The following is a 15,246-nucleotide window of genomic DNA, read 5'->3' on the forward strand; positions in this document are numbered from 1 at the left end:
TTGCGCCAGAAGAAGGAGATCAGATGGTTGCGATGTCTCTGCCCGCCCGTCCGGCGGAGGGTCTGTACCGCCCCGAGTACGAGCACGACGCCTGCGGCGTCGCGTTTGTGGCTCAGTTGAGCGGTGTGGCCACGCACGAGATCGTCGAGCAGGGCATCACCGCTCTGCTGAACCTCGACCACCGCGGCGCGACGGGGGCCGACGCGGCCGCGGGCGACGGCGCCGGCATGCTGCTCCAGGTGCCCGACAAGCTGCTGCGCGACAGCGTCGACTTCATCCTCCCCGACCCCGGCCACTTCGCCGTGGGCCTGGCCTTCCTGCCGCAGGACGCGATCGACCGCGCCACCGCGAAGCGCACCATCGAGTACATCGCGATCGAGGAGGGCCTGCGGGTGCTCGGCTGGCGCCGGGTGCCGACGACCTCCGACACGCTGAGCCCGATCTCGGTCGAGGTCATGCCGAGCTTCGAGCAGCTCTTCGTGAGCGGCCAGCCCGAGGTGTCCGCCGGCATCGATCTCGACCGGCTGGTCTACCCGCTGCGCAAGCGGGCGCAGGCGGAGGCGGGGGTCTACTTCGCGTCCCTGTCGTCGCGCACGCTCGTCTACAAGGGCATGCTCACGACGCAGCAGTTGCCGGAGGTCTTCCCCGACCTGCTCGACGAGCGCACCGAGTCGGCGATGGTGCTCGTGCACTCGCGCTTCTCGACGAACACGTTCCCGAGCTGGGAGCTCGCCCACCCGTACCGGATGCTCGCGCACAACGGCGAGATCAACACCGTGCGCGGCAACCGCAACTGGATGCGGGCGCGCGAGGCCCTGCTCGAGACCGACCTGATCCCGGGCGACCTCAAGCGCTGCTTCCCGATCTGTACGCCCGACGTCTCCGACTCGGCGTCCTTCGACGAGGTGCTGGAGCTGCTGCACCTGGCCGGCCGCTCCCTGCCGCACGCCGTGCTGATGATGATCCCGGAGGCGTGGGAGAACAACCCGAACATGGATCCGGCCCGCCGTGATTTCTACCGCTACCACAGCTCGCTCATGGAGCCGTGGGACGGCCCGGCGGCCGTGTGCTTCACCGACGGTTCGCTCATTGGCGCGACGCTCGACCGCAACGGCCTGCGTCCGGGGCGCTTCTGGGTGACGGACGACGGGCTGGTCGTGTTCGCGTCCGAGGCCGGCGTCCTCGACATCGATCCCGCGAAGGTCGTCGAGAAGGGACGCCTCCAGCCCGGCCGCATGCTGCTGGTCGACGTCGAGCGCCATCGCCTGGTGAACGACGACGAGATCAAGGCGTACCTGGCGGCCGAGCAGCCGTACGGCGAGTGGGTCGAGAAGGGTCACCTGAACCTGGACGACCTGCCCGAGCGGCAGCACGTCGTCCACAGCACGGCGTCCGTGACGCGCCGGCAGCAGGTCTTCGGCTTCACGCAGGAGGAGCTGAAGGTCCTCATCGCGCCCATGGCGCAGACCGGCGCCGAGCCCATCGGGTCGATGGGCAACGACGCGCCGCTGGCGGCGATCACCGAACGCCCGCGGCTGCTGTTCGACTACTTCGCGCAGCTCTTCGCGCAGGTGACGAACCCGCCGCTCGACGCCATCCGCGAGGAGATGGTGACGTCACTGGCCTCCACGGTCGGGCCCGAGGGCAACCTGCTGCAGTCGGGGCCGGATTCGTGCCACCAGATCGTGATCCCGTTCCCCGTGCTCGATTCCGACGAGCTCGCCAAGCTCGTGCGCATCAACCGCGACGGCACGATGCCCCACTACGACAGCCACGTCGTGCGCGGCCTGTACCGGCTGCTCGGCGGCGGAGAGGAGTTGGAGCGGCGCATCGACGAGATCTGCGCCGAGGTCAGCGAGGCCATCGAGCGGGGCGCGCGCATCATCATCCTGTCCGACCGGCACAGCAACATCGACTACGCGCCGATCCCGTCGCTGCTGCTGACCGCCGCCGTCCACCACCACCTGGTGCGCGAGAAGACGCGCACGCAGGTGGGCCTGATCGTGGAGGCGGGCGACGTCCGCGAGGTGCACCACGTCTCGCTGCTCGTCGGGTACGGCGCCTCGGCGGTCAACCCGTACCTGGCCTTCGAGTCCGCCGAAGACCTGGCCCGACAGGAGCTGTTCATCGACGTCGAGCCGGAGGACGCCATCGCGAACGTTCGCAAGGCGCTCGGCAAGGGCGTGTTGAAGGTCATGAGCAAGATGGGCGTCTCGACGCTGGCGTCGTACTGCGGCGCGCAGATCTTCGAGGCCCTCGGCCTGCGCTCCGACGTGATCGACAAGTACTTCACCGGCACGACGAGCCGCGTCGAGGGCATCGGGCTGGACGAGATCGCCGAGGAGGTGCAGGCCCGGCACGACTACGCCTACCCGGTGGGCCGCGGCAACCCCCCGCACCGCACGCTGTGGACCGGCGGCGAGTACAAGTGGCGCCGCGAGGGGCCGCCGCACCTGTTCAACCCCGAGACGGTGTTCCGGCTGCAGCACTCCACACGGAGCAAGCGCTACGACATCTTCAAGAAGTACACCGACCTGGTCGACGACCAGAGCAAGCGGCTCATGACGCTGCGCGGCCTGCTCGAGTTCGACGAAGGGCGGACGCCGGTGCCGCTGGAGGAGGTCGAGCCGGTCAGCGCGATCGTGAAGCGGTTCTCCACGGGCGCCATGTCGTACGGTTCGATCAGCCGCGAGGCGCACGAGACCCTCGCGATCGCGATGAACCGCCTCGGCGGCAAGTCGAACACGGGTGAGGGCGGCGAGGATCGCGACCGGCTGTACGACCCGAGCCGGCGCTCGGCGATCAAGCAGGTGGCGTCCGGCCGGTTCGGCGTGACGAGCGACTACCTGACGCACGCCGACGACATCCAGATCAAGATGGCCCAGGGTGCGAAGCCTGGCGAGGGCGGGCAGTTGCCCGGCCAGAAGGTCTACCCGTGGATCGCCCACACCCGGCACTCGACGCCGGGCGTCGGCCTGATCAGCCCGCCGCCGCACCACGACATCTATTCCATCGAGGATCTCAAGCAGCTCATCCACGACCTGAAGTGCGCGAACCCGGCGGCCCGGGTGCACGTGAAGCTCGTCGCCGAGATCGGCGTCGGCACGGTCGCGGCGGGCGTGTCGAAGGCGAAGGCGGACGTCGTCCTGATCTCCGGCCACGACGGCGGCACGGGCGCGGCCCCCCTCACGTCGATCAAGCACGCCGGCGGCCCCTGGGAGCTCGGCCTCGCCGAGACCCAGCAGACGCTCCTCATGAACGGCCTGCGCGACCGGATCGTCGTCCAGTGCGACGGCCAACTCAAGACGGGCCGCGACGTGGTGATCGCCGCCCTGCTCGGCGCCGAGGAGTTCGGTTTCGCGACGACCGCCCTGGTCGTCTCCGGCTGCATCATGATGCGGGTCTGCCACCTCGACACCTGCCCGGTGGGCGTCGCGACGCAGAACCCGGAGTTGCGCGAGAAGTACTCCGGCCACGCCGACTTCGTCGTGAACTTCTTCGAGTTCATCGCCGAAGAGGTGCGCGAGCACCTGGCGCGGCTCGGTTTCCGCAGCATCGAGGAGGCGGTCGGCCACGTCGAGGCGCTGAAGACGCGCGACGCGATCGACTACTACTGGAAGGCGTCCGGTCTGGATCTGACGCCGGTGCTGCACCGCGTCGACATCCCCGAGGACGCGCCGCTCCACTGCGTCGCCGGGCAGGATCACGGGCTCGACGAGAAGCTCGACAACGAGCTGATCAGGCTCGCGGCGCCCGCCCTCGAGCGCGGCGAGAAGGTCACCGAGAGCCTCGGCGTCCGCAACGTCGACCGGACCGTCGGCACAATGCTCGGCAACAAGGTCACCCTGGCCACCGACGGGGAGGGCTACGACGACGACACGATCGAGTTCACCCTCTCCGGCACGGGCGGGCAGAGCTTCGGGGCGTTCCTGCCCCGCGGCGTCACGCTGCGGCTGGTCGGCGACACGAACGACTACTTCGGCAAGGGCCTCTCGGGCGGACGCCTCGTCGTCCATCCCGACCCGAGCGCCCCGTTCGCGGCCGAGGAGCACATCATCGCCGGCAACGTGATCGGGTACGGCGCGACCAGCGGCCAGCTGTTCATCCGGGGCATCGTGGGCGAGCGGTTCTGCGTCCGCAACTCCGGCGCGACGGCCGTCGTCGAGGGTGTGGGCGACCACGCCTGCGAGTACATGACCGGCGGCGAGGCCCTGATCCTCGGCAAGACCGGCCGGAACGTCGCGGCCGGCATGTCCGGGGGCATCGCCTGGGTGCTCGACCTCGACCCGGAGCGCCTCAACACCGGGATGGTGGACCCGGTCGAGCTCACCGACATCGACGTGGACCGCGTCACCGCGCTGCTGCGGCAGCACGTGACGGAGACCGGGTCGACCGTCGCGCAGGCCCTGCTGGACGCCGGCCCCGACGCCCTGGCGGACCGGTTCACCAAGGTCTTGCCGCGCGACTACGCCCGCGTGCTCAGCGCGCGGGACGACGCCGAGGCCGCCGGCCTCCCCGAGGAAGAGATCGTGACAAAGATGATGGAGGCTGCACATGGCTGATCCCCGAGGCTTCATGACCGTGCCGCGGCAGGTCGCCGAGCGGCGTCCGGTCACCGAGCGGGTGCACGACTGGCACGAGGTCTACCCGGGCACGCCCGGGCGGGCCGTGCTGCCGATCATCAGCAAGCAGGCGTCCCGCTGCATGGACTGCGGCATCCCCTTCTGCCATCAGGGTTGCCCGCTGGGCAACCTGATCCCCGAGTGGAACGACCTGATCTACCGGGACAAGTGGCGCGCCGCGACCGATCGCCTGCTCGCGACGAACAACTTCCCGGAGTTCACCGGACGCCTCTGCCCGGCGCCGTGTGAGACCGCGTGCGTCGTCGGCATCAACCGCGACCCGGTGACGATCAAGAACGTCGAGGTCGCGATCATCGACCGCGCCTGGGACGATCGCCGCATCGTGCCGATCGTGCCCGAGTGGCACACCGGCAAGACGGTCGCGGTCGTCGGCTCGGGCCCGGCCGGGCTCGCCGCCGCGCAGCAGCTCACCCGCGCCGGCCACACGGTCGTCGTGTACGAGCGCGCGGACGCCCCCGGCGGGCTGATGCGCTACGGCATCCCCGAGTTCAAGATGGAGAAGGCCGTCCTCGACCGCCGCATCAAGCAGATGCGTCAGGAGGGCACGGTCTTCAAGACCGGCGTCACGGTCGGCGTGGACATCTCGGGCGAAGAGCTGCGTGAGCGGTTCGACGCCGTGATCCTGGCGATCGGGTCGACGATCCCGCGCGACTTGCCGATTCCGGGCCGCGAGCTGGACGGCGTCCATCAGGCCATGGAGTTCCTGCCGCAGGCCAACCGGGCCGCGCTCGGTCAGGAGGTGCCCGACCAGATCACGGCGGAGGGGAAGAACGTCGTCGTGATCGGCGGCGGCGACACCGGCTCCGACTGCATCGGCACGTCGCTGCGTCAGGGCGCGACGTCGGTGACGCAGCTCGAGATCATGCCGACGCCCAGCTCCGACCGGCCGAACATGCAGCCCTGGCCGACGTACCCGATGATCTTCCGCGTCAGCACCTCCCACGAGGAGGGCGACATCAAGCGGGTGTTCAAGGCGTCCACGACCCAGTTCCTGGGCGACGACGACGGCAAGCTGCGGGCGCTGCACCTCACCGACGTGGAGTTCTCCGAGGGCAAGTTCGTGCCGGTGGAGGGCAGCGACCGGGAGATTCCCGCCGAGCTGGTCCTGCTGGCGATGGGCTTCGTCGGGCCGCAGAAGACGGGCATCGTGGAGGAGTTGGGCCTCGACCTCGACCCGCGCGGCAACATCGCGCGCAACGGGGAGTACGAGACGTCGGTGCCCGGCGTGTTCGCCTGTGGCGACGCGGGCCGCGGCCAGTCGCTGATCGTCTGGGCGATCGCCGAGGGACGCAGCGCCGCGAACGGCGTGGACGCCTTCCTCCAGGGGAGCTCCGGTCTGCCGAAGCCGATCGATCCGACGGAACGCCAGATGATGGTCTGACGTGTCGCCGGCCTCCCTCCCTCCCGCGAGGTCGCGATGACCCGTCGCGTCGCGATCGTCGGCTCGGGGCCGTCCGGGCTGTTCGCGGCTCAGGCGCTGCTCCGCGGCGGCGACGACGTCCGGGTGGACGTTCTCGACCGTCTCCCCACCCCGTTCGGGCTGCTGCGTTACGGCGTGGCGCCCGATCACGTCAGCATCAAGGCGGTCGCGGACCGGCTGGCGGCGGTGTTCGACGACGACCGCGTCCGGTTCTTCGGCATGGTCGAGTTGGGCACGGACGTCACCCGGCGCGAGCTGCTGGACGCCTACGACGCGGTCGTCTACGCGGCGGGGGCGTCCGAGGATCGGCGCCTCGCGGTGCCGGGGGAGGACCTGCAGGGTTCGGTCTCGGCGCGCGAGTTCGTCGCGTGGTATTCGGGCCATCCGGACGCCCACACCCAGCACCTGGGCGGGGTGACCACCGCGATGTGCTTCGGCGTCGGGAACGTGGCCGTCGACGTGGCCCGCGTCCTGCTGGCCGCCCCCGAGCAGCTCTCGTCGACGGACATGCCGCAGCTCGTGCTGGACGAGCTCGCGGCGTCCCGGGTGCGGCACGTGTGGGTCGTGGGACGCCGCGGGCCGCAGCACGCGTCGTTCACGACGCCCGAGCTGCGGGAGCTGCTGACGCTCGACGACGTGGCGGTCGACCTGAACCCGGCGGTCTTCGTCGGCATCGACGAGGCCTCCCTCGACCGGCGCACGGCGGGCAACATCCAGGCTCTGCGGGAGGCGTCCGAGCGGGTGGTCGAGCGGCCGCGCGCGACCCTCCACCTGCTGTTCTGGCACCGGCCCATCGAACTCGTCGGTGAGCAGCGGGTGCGACGGGTCGTGCTCGAGCGCACGGAGGCGTCCGAGGGGACGTCGGTCGTGGGCACCGGCGAGCTTCGGGAGATCGACGTCGAGCTCGTCTGCAAGGCGATCGGCTACCGCGGCAAGGCGCTGCCGGGCGTCCCGTTCGACGAGGCGGCCGGCATCATCCCGAACGCCGACGGCCGTGTGGTGGACGCGGCGGGCCGCGTCCAGCCCGGGGAGTACGTCGTCGGCTGGATCAAGCGCGGGCCGATCGGCGTCATCGGCACGAACAAGAGCGACGCCGCCCAGACGGTCGCCCTCCTCCTGGAGGACCTGGACGCCGCGCCGCCCCGCGCGCACGTCGAGCTCGCCGACCTCATGGCCAGCCGCGGGCGCGCGCCGTCCACGTTCGACGACTGGCTCGCGATCGACGCGGCCGAGCGCGACCTCGGGGCGTCCCTGGAGCGCCAGCGGACCAAGATCGAGAGCTGGCACTCCCTGCGCGACCTCGTCCGCGGCCAACGCGAGGGCGGTCCGCTGGAGCGGGAGATCGAGTAGCCCGGACGCGAACAGATCGTTCAACTCACGAGCTCGACCGGATCATGTCACGGAGCCGGCGTCGGGTGAGGCGCCGACTGCCAATTACTGACGAAGGCCCCGGCCGGCCCCGAGAGCACTCCCAATTGAAAGAGGGTCAGGGCGAGCGCAGTCAGCAACAGCGAGATGACGGCCTTTTTATCGCCCCGCCACCACGTCGCTGATAAGGCCACGGCCGCGATGATCGGCGCAGCCGGGAGAAGCACCGACGAGCACATGATGACAACCGATTTCAGCACTCTTGAATGCGATCGGACCGGTGCGGCGCTAGCGGTTTTCATGTCAAATCCCATTCCGTCCGAGATTCTTGCTCATCGTGTAAGTATTGAAGATTGGGATTCCTCGGTAGATCACGTGAACGCGAAATGTGTCTGTCACGACGACCGTTGATGTCCTTTGTCCGCGTGTGCCGCAGTTGGTGACCTGGACATCATATCCGAGCCCGTAGCCGAGGTCGCACTGATGGTATCCATGCGCGTCCCATCCGTAGCGAGGAGCCACCCAGGCATAGGCGCCGTCGAAGTAGTACAGCCCCTCGTGCTTCTCGTACCAGTTGATGTAATAGATGCCCCTCATATCCTGAGCCCAGGTCTGGTAGTAGACGCGGCGTGCGGCTGCGGCGTCGGCAAGTCGTTCGCCCGTGGGCAAGAGAGGGTTACCGTGAGCCGCGGCGATCTCGGGGGTGATACGTACTGGCTCCGAGACGGTGACGGTGGAGAGCGCGGCACAGCGTGACGCGTCCGCTTTCGTGTCCCCCTTGGCTTCTTCGATTTTTATTGCCTTCTCGCAAATCGGGTCCGCGATTCGTTCGGTTTCCACCGACCGGTTAGGTAGTTGCGAAGTCGTGGTGGGTTTCAAAGGTGTGGCAGAGTATGCGGGAATCTGAGGGGGGGTTAGGAGGAAGAGGGCGATTGCCGACGTGACTGCAAGTGTGCGATAGAGCATGAGAATCTCCAGAGAGTTTCGGGGTGGAAAGTCAAGTTGGGGGCGTCCTAGCCCCCTCGTTAACTCCTGGTGGCTGGATCGTACTCCCCATGCAAAGCTGCGTCTAGATCTGAAGGACGAAATTTTTGCATCTTTGCGAGGTTCGCGAAGTAGTGCGAAACCGATGCCCGTTGCGGGTGTGCGCCCTGAGCGTCAACCGTTCTTTGTGTGATTTTTGTGTCGAGATTGGCTCAGAGGGCCGCCTTCGCTTGTGGCAATGCTCCCGTGACAAAGGTCAACGTGAGTTTTGCGGGGGGTGGGGAGTGCCGGAGTTTTTGTGTGGAGATTGTCGCATTCCTGCGGGTATCCTGAGCGATCGGAAGCAGGCCGCTGACCGAAGCAGGTGAGTCGAGGGTGGGCCTGAGAGCCCGGAGTGCGACCCAGCTGGCTGTTGCGAACAAGGAGTGAACGCGCTGTAGTCACGCCCTGGTGCACGGCCCCAGTCATCCGTGCACCGGCCGGCGGGTGAGTCGCCGCCGCGGTTTGTCGGACGGAGCGGTTAAGGTGTTCCTCCTGGGAGGTGAGCCAGCTTCATGGCTGATGAGTTCGTGCACCTGCACTGCCACTCCGAGTACTCGATGCTCGACGGCGCTGCGCGACTGGGCGATCTGGTGAAGGGCTGCGAGCAGATGGGCATGCCCGCGCTCGCGGTGACCGATCACGGCAACGTCTACGGCGCGTACGAGTGGTACAAGACCGCGAAGGGCTCGCCCGTGAAGCCGATCGTCGGGCTCGAGGCGTACCTGACGCCGAAGACCCACCGCAGCGAGCGCAAGCGGGTGCAGTTCGGCGACGGCACGGGCGACGACGTGGCGGCGAAGGGCGCCTACACGCACATGACGATGTGGGCGTCCGACAACGCGGGCATGCACAACCTGTTCCGGCTGTCGTCGCGGTCGTCCATCGAGGGCTTCTTCTACAAGCCGCGCGCCGACCGGGAGCTGCTGGCCGAGTACGCGCCCGGCCTCATCGCGACGACCGGCTGCCCGTCGGGCGAGGTGCAGACCTACCTGCGGCTGGGGCAATACCAAGACGCGCTGGCGTCCGCCGCCGAGTTCCGCGACATCTTCGGCGCCGGCAATTTCTATGTCGAGCTGATGGATCACGGCCTTTCCATCGAGACCCGCGTCCGGCAAGACCTGCTGCGCCTGGCCAAGGAGCTGAGCCTCCCCCTCGTCGCGACGAACGACCTGCACTACGTGCACGCAGAGGACGCCGAGGCGCACGACACGCTGCTGTGCGTCTCCGCCGGCGCGAACAAGGACACGCCGAACCGCTTCAAGTTCGACGGCAACGGCTACTACCTGAAGTCGCCGGCCGAGATGCGGCAGCTCTTCTCGAACCTGCCGGAGGCCTGCGACAACACCCTCGCGATCGCCGAGCGCTGCAGCACCCACTTCGACGAGGGCACCGGCACCTACATGCCGCGCTTCGACGTGCCGGAGGGGGAGACCGAGCAGTCCTGGTTCGTGAAAGAGGTCACGAGCGGGCTGAAGGAGCGCTTCCCCGAGGGCGTCCCCGACTACGCCGTCAAGCAGGCGGAGTACGAGGAAGAGGTCATCATCGGCAAGGGGTACGCCGGGTACTTCCTCGTGGTGGCCGACTTCATCAACTGGGCGAAGAGCAACGGCATCCGCGTCGGCCCGGGCCGTGGCTCGGGTGCCGGCTCCATGTGCGCCTACGCCATGAAGATCACCGACCTCGACCCGATCCCGCACGGCCTGATCTTCGAGCGGTTCCTGAACCCCGAGCGCCCGTCGATGCCCGACTTCGACGTGGACTTCGACGAGCGTCGCCGCGGCGAGGTCATCAAGTACGTCACCGAGAAGTACGGCGACGACCGGGTCTGCCAGATCGTCACCTACGGCACGATCAAGGCGAAGCAGGCGATCAAGGACGCCGGCCGCGTCCTCGGCAAGCCGTTCGCCCTGGGCGAGAAGATCACCAAGGCGTACACCCCGCCCGCCATGGGCAAGGATGTGCCGATCGACAAGGTGTTCGACCCGCAGCACCCGCGCTACGGCGAGGGGGCGGAGTTCCGCGAGCTGTACGAGAACGACCCCGAGGTGCGCGAGGTCGTCGACACGGGGCGCGGCATCGAGGGGCTGAAGCGGCAGTGGGGCGTCCACGCCGCGGGCGTCATCATGTCGAGCGCGCCGCTGATGGACGTCATCCCGATCATGAAGCGGGAGCAGGACGGGCAGATCATCACCCAGTTCGACTACCCGAGCTGCGAGAGCCTCGGCCTGGTCAAGATGGACTTTCTGGGGCTGCGCAACCTGACGATCCTCGACGACGCGGTCAAGAACGTGAAGATCAACCGCGACTTCGACCTCGACCTCGACGAGCTCCGGCGCGACATGACCGACAAGGCGTCCTACGAGCTGCTGGCCAGCGGCGAGACGCTCGGCATCTTCCAGCTCGACGGCGGGGGCATGCGCGGGCTGCTGCGCCTCATGCAGCCCGACCACTTCGAGGACATCTCGGCCGCCCTCGCGCTCTACCGGCCCGGCCCGATGGGCGCCGACTCGCACACCAACTACGCGCTGCGCAAGAACGGTCGGCAGAAGATCGAGCCGATCCACCCCGAGCTGGAGGAGCCGCTCAAGGAGATCCTCGACACGACCTATGGCCTGATCGTCTACCAGGAGCAGGTGCAGCAGATCGCGCAGAAGGTCGCCGGGTACTCCCTCGGCAAGGCCGACCTGCTGCGCCGCGCGATGGGCAAGAAGAAGAAGGAAGTGCTGGACGCGGAGTTCGTCCCGTTCAGCGAGGGCATGAAGGCCAACGGGTTCTCCGAGGCGGCGGTCAAGGCGCTGTGGGACATCCTGGTCCCCTTCTCCGACTACGCCTTCAACAAGGCCCACACCGCCGCCTACGGCGTCGTGTCGTATTGGACGGCCTACCTCAAGGCCAACTACCCGGCCGAGTACATGGCGGCCCTGCTGGAGTCGGTGCACGACGACAAGGACAAGATGGCCGTCTACCTCGGCGAGTGCCGGCGGATGGGCATCAAGGTGCTGCCGCCCGACGTGAACACGTCGGAGGGGCGGTTCACGCCGGTCGGGGAGGACATCCGGTTCGGGCTCGGCGCGATCCGCAACGTCGGCAACAACGTCGTCGCGGGCATCGTGGCGGGGCGCCAAGAGCACGGGGAGGCGTCCGACTTCAACGAGTTCCTCGACCACGTGCCGGCCGTCGTCTGCAACAAGCGCGTGATCGAGTCACTCATCAAGGCGGGCGCGTTCGACGCGATGGGCCACGGCCGCCGCAGCCTCATGGAGTGCTTCGAGAACAAGGTCGACGAGGTGATCGACCTCAAGCGCAATCAGGCCAACGGGCAAGACGACTTGTTCGCCGACCTCTTCGCCGACGGCGACGATCCGGGCGGCGGGCTGGCCGCGTCCCCGATCCCCGAGCTGGAGGAGTGGGACAAGCGGACGCGGCTCGCCTTCGAGCGCGAAATGCTCGGCCTGTACGTGTCCGACCACCCGCTGCAGGGGCTGGAACACATCCTGCTGGCGAACCGCGACCTCAGCATCGCGCAGTTGATGGGCGACGACGGCCCCCGCGAGGGCTCGGTCACCATCTGCGGCATGATCACGGCGGTCCAGCGCAAGCAGAGCAAGGACGGCCGGATCTGGGCGATCCTGACGGTCGAAGACCTGGAGGCGTCCATCGAGGTGCTGGTCTTCGCGAACGCCTACGCGCCCGTCGCGATGTCGCTGGCCACCGACACGATCGTGAAGATCCGCGGCCGCGTCCGGGAGAAGGACGAGGGGGTCGAGATCACGGGGCAGGACGTGTCGTTCCCCGACACGACCGAGGGCCCCGGCGGGCCGCTCACGCTGCAACTCCCCGTCGGGCGGTGCACGCCGGCGGTCGTCGATCAGTTGCGCTACGTCCTCGGCAACCATCCCGGCATGTCAGAGGTGCGGATGCGGCTGACGAGCCCGGCCGGCGCGAAAGTGTGGCGGCTCGACGACAAGCTGCGCGTCCAGCAGTCGCCGTCGCTGATGGCCGACCTCAAGGCGCTCTTGGGGCCTGCCTGTGTCAGCGCCTAGCATCGTCGCCGTGGAGACTCCCCGGATCGCGACCTGGATCGGCGTGCTCGCCGGCGTCGCCGCCGCCGTCGGCGGCCTGGGCGCGCTCGTCTGGTGGCGGTGGACGCCGCTGCCGACCTACCACATCGAAGTCGACAGCAGCGCGGTGATGGCCGAGGGCGGTCAGCAGCTCATCGTGGCCGCCGACGCGCTCTTCGCGGTCATCGGGTTGTTCGCCGGGCTGCTGCTCGGGGCCTTGGCGTGGAGTTGGTTCAAGTGGGTCGGGTGGCCGGCGGCGATCATCGCGACCTGCGCTGGCTTGGGCGCCGGCCTCGTGTGCTGGGGTGTGGGCCAGCTGCTGGGTCCGGGCCCGTTCGATCAGCGTCTCGCGGCAGCCCGGCCGGGCGACGTCGTGCCCATCTCACTGCAATTGCACGCCCCGTCCGCCCTGGCCGTGTGGGCGTTCGCGGCGGTCGCGCCGACCCTGTTCGCCTCGTCGCTCGGCCCCGAGGTCGACAAGCGGCGCGGGCCCGCGCCGGCCGTCCCCGGTAGCATGGCTGACCATGGAGGGACCGAACCAGTCCGATCATCCGACCGATCGACACCCCGGCCGTCCGACTGAGCCGGCAGCGCCGCTGGTCTCCAGCGGCCCGACCGCCGCCGAGGTGGTCTGGGGCTATGTGGCGAAGCAGGCGGGCGTCCTTTTCGCCTACGAACCCGAGGTGCGCGTCGACGGGCCCGACTCGGTGCACAAGTCGCGCGTCGCGGCGCGACGTACGCGCAGCGCGCTCAAGGTGTACCGCGCGGCCGTCGACGCGGGTGCGGCTCGCGGGGTCGCGCGCGAGCTCCGGTGGTACGGAGAGGCGCTCGGCGCGCCGCGCGACGCCGAAGTGCTGCGCGACTACCTGCTCGAGCGGATCGCCGACCTCGACGAGGGCGACCTGGAGGGGCCCGTCGTCGACCGACTGACCGCCTCGCTCAACGCAGAGCACGCCCGGGCGCACGCGCGGCTCGTCGAGGCGATGAACACGAAGCGGCACGACGCCCTCATGACCGAGCTGGCCGACGTGACGGCCGCGCGGCCGGCCTCGCCCGAGGGCGAGGCGGCGGCGGGCGTCCTGCTGCCCGGGCTGCTGGCGGACGCCATCGCACGCGTCGACGGGCTTCGCGCTCACGCGGAGGAGGCGCCGGAGCACCTCGAGGGGTGGCACGACGTGCGGAAGGCGGCGAAGGCCGTCCGCTATTGCGCCGAGGCGCTCGTGGACGCCTTCGGCGAGCCCGCCGCCGAGATCGCGTCCGCGTGGGAGGCCGTCACCGAGGCGTTCGGTGAGGTGCAGGACACGGTGGTCTCCGCCGAGGTGCTGGGCAGGCACGCCTGGGCGGCCGAACTCGCCGGGGAGCCGGTGCGCCCGTACACGCTGCTCGTGGAGGGCGAACTCGACCGCCGGCTGGTCGCGCTGCGGCGCGGCGTCGAGGCGCTCGACTACGCCCTGGAGATGGGCGCGAAGCTGCCCGACGTGACGGCGGCCAGGTCGGCGGGGGCCAGCTCGACCTGAGCGCCGCGCTTGCCGGCCGAGACGTAGATCGTCGAGAAATCCTGGGCGCTCGCGTCGATGACCGTCGGCAGTGGCGTCCGCTGGCCGATGGGCGAGATGCCCCCGACCACGTAGCCCGACGAGCGCTCGGCGGCCTTCGGGTCGGCCATCTCGGCCTTCTTGACGCCGAGGGCGTGGGCCATCGCCTTGAGGTCGAGCATGCCCGCAACCGGGACGACCGCGACCGCGAGCCCGCCGCCGGCGTCCACGACGAGCGTCTTGAAGAGGCGCGCGGGGTCGATGCCGAGTTGCGCGGCGGCCTCCGCGCCGAAGTGCGTCTCGTCGTCGTGATGGGTGTAGAAGCCCACCTCGAACGGGACGCCGGCGGCCGTCAGCGCGTCCGTCGCCGGCGTCCCGGCGGAGTGGGCCTGCTTGTCTTTCTTCTTCTTGGCCATGGTCTCCTTCTCGGATGGGCGGGCTACCGCGGGTCAGTGGACGAACGCCCCCACCGCGGCGACGGCCAGGGGCGCGAGCAGCAACGCGGGCAGCAGGTTGGCCACGGGGATCGCCCGGATCTTCAGCAGCCGCAGCCCGAGCGCCAGCAGCAGGACGCCGCCCGTCGCCGACAGGGCGTCGATCTGCGCGAGGCTCAGAAAGCTGCCGAGCAGGGCGGCCGTGAGCGTCAGGGCGCCCTGGATGACCCCGAGCAGGACCGCCGCCACCAGCACGCCCGCCCCGAGGGTGGACGCGAACGCGATCGCCGCGAAGCCGTCCATGACGGCCTTGACGACGAGCTGGCCGGAGCCGCGGCCCAACCCGTCGGAGATCGCGCCCAGGATGGTCAGCGGCCCGACGCAGAACAGCAGGGTCGGCGTGACGACGGCGTCCACGAACGTGCCCGACTCGCCGGTGCCCGGCAGGCGAACGCGCAGCCAGTCGGCCGCGCCCTCCAGGCGCTCCTCCAGGCGGAGCGCGGTGCCGACGAGCGCGCCGACGAGCAGCGACCCCAGCACGATCAAGGTGGACGCCCCGCCGCCGACCGCGCGGGCGAACTCGGCCGACGTGATGCTCACCGCCGACAGCCCGCCCAGCACGAGGGTCATCAGGCCGAGCACGTCGGTGATGACGTCGCGCGCCCGGACGGGGATCCGGTTGCCCAGCCCGAGCCCGACGCCCGCGCCGACCGCGACCGTGACCACATTGACGACCGTCCCGAACCCGATGAACACCAC

The 15,246-nt window shown here is 69.3% G+C and carries 10 protein-coding genes; 6 read left to right on the forward strand and 4 right to left on the reverse strand.

Annotated elements, in window-relative coordinates; translation table 11 throughout:
- Positions 1-32 precede the first annotated feature (32 nt).
- From gltB to WMJ97_RS00590, 3 genes are read left to right on the forward strand one after another with little or no spacing between them, the layout of a single operon-like run.
- Complete coding sequence (gltB, locus tag WMJ97_RS00580; protein WP_347347042.1) at positions 33-4,562, forward strand: glutamate synthase large subunit; 4,530 nt, start codon at positions 33-35, stop codon at positions 4,560-4,562.
- Positions 4,555-6,024, forward strand: a complete 1,470-nt coding sequence (locus WMJ97_RS00585) for a glutamate synthase subunit beta (RefSeq protein ID WP_347347003.1) — start codon at positions 4,555-4,557, stop codon at positions 6,022-6,024. The genes gltB and WMJ97_RS00585 overlap by 8 nt, the downstream gene beginning before the upstream one ends.
- A 36-nt stretch (positions 6,025-6,060) precedes the next feature.
- Entirely contained in the window at positions 6,061-7,413 is a 1,353-nt protein-coding gene (locus tag WMJ97_RS00590) for an NAD(P)-binding protein (RefSeq protein ID WP_347347004.1), read from the forward strand.
- Positions 7,414-7,460: 47 nt separating this feature from the next.
- Here the strand turns inward: WMJ97_RS00590 and WMJ97_RS00595 are convergent, their stop codons facing one another.
- Together WMJ97_RS00595 and WMJ97_RS00600 are read right to left on the reverse strand one after the other, a co-directional pair.
- A complete protein-coding gene (locus WMJ97_RS00595; RefSeq protein ID WP_347347005.1) occupies positions 7,461-7,691 on the reverse strand; it encodes a hypothetical protein in 231 nt (76 codons plus the stop codon).
- A gap of 43 nt (positions 7,692-7,734) precedes the next feature.
- Positions 7,735-8,271 carry a hypothetical protein gene (locus tag WMJ97_RS00600; RefSeq protein WP_347347006.1) on the reverse strand — a complete coding sequence of 179 codons (537 nt, stop codon included), beginning with the start codon at positions 8,269-8,271 and terminating at the stop codon, positions 7,735-7,737.
- A 698-nt stretch (positions 8,272-8,969) separates the two neighbouring features.
- Between WMJ97_RS00600 and dnaE the strand changes: the two genes are divergently transcribed.
- The 3 genes from dnaE to WMJ97_RS00615 are packed head-to-tail and all read left to right on the forward strand — an operon-like array spanning position 8,970 to position 14,035.
- A complete protein-coding gene (gene dnaE, locus WMJ97_RS00605) occupies positions 8,970-12,500 on the forward strand; it encodes a DNA polymerase III subunit alpha (RefSeq protein WP_347347007.1) in 3,531 nt (1,176 codons plus the stop codon).
- Between the two features lie 10 nt (positions 12,501-12,510).
- Positions 12,511-13,101, forward strand: a complete 591-nt coding sequence (locus tag WMJ97_RS00610; RefSeq protein WP_347347008.1) for a hypothetical protein — start codon at positions 12,511-12,513, stop codon at positions 13,099-13,101.
- Positions 13,043-14,035 carry a CHAD domain-containing protein gene (locus WMJ97_RS00615; protein ID WP_347347009.1) on the forward strand — a complete coding sequence of 331 codons (993 nt, stop codon included), beginning with the start codon at positions 13,043-13,045 and terminating at the stop codon, positions 14,033-14,035. Before WMJ97_RS00610 ends, WMJ97_RS00615 begins: the two co-directional genes overlap by 59 nt.
- Here the strand turns inward: WMJ97_RS00615 and ybaK are convergent.
- Both ybaK and WMJ97_RS00625 read right to left on the reverse strand, forming a co-directional pair.
- Positions 13,963-14,469, reverse strand: a complete 507-nt coding sequence (gene ybaK, locus WMJ97_RS00620; protein WP_347347010.1) for a Cys-tRNA(Pro) deacylase — start codon at positions 14,467-14,469, stop codon at positions 13,963-13,965. The genes WMJ97_RS00615 and ybaK overlap by 73 nt on opposite strands.
- A 33-nt stretch (positions 14,470-14,502) precedes the next feature.
- Positions 14,503-15,246: a DUF554 family protein gene (locus WMJ97_RS00625; protein ID WP_347347011.1), complete on the reverse strand. Its 744-nt coding sequence runs from the start codon at positions 15,244-15,246 to the stop codon at positions 14,503-14,505.

This window comes from Nigerium sp., from assembly GCF_039811905.1.
Taxonomy (GTDB): Bacteria; Actinomycetota; Actinomycetes; order Propionibacteriales; family Propionibacteriaceae; genus Propioniciclava.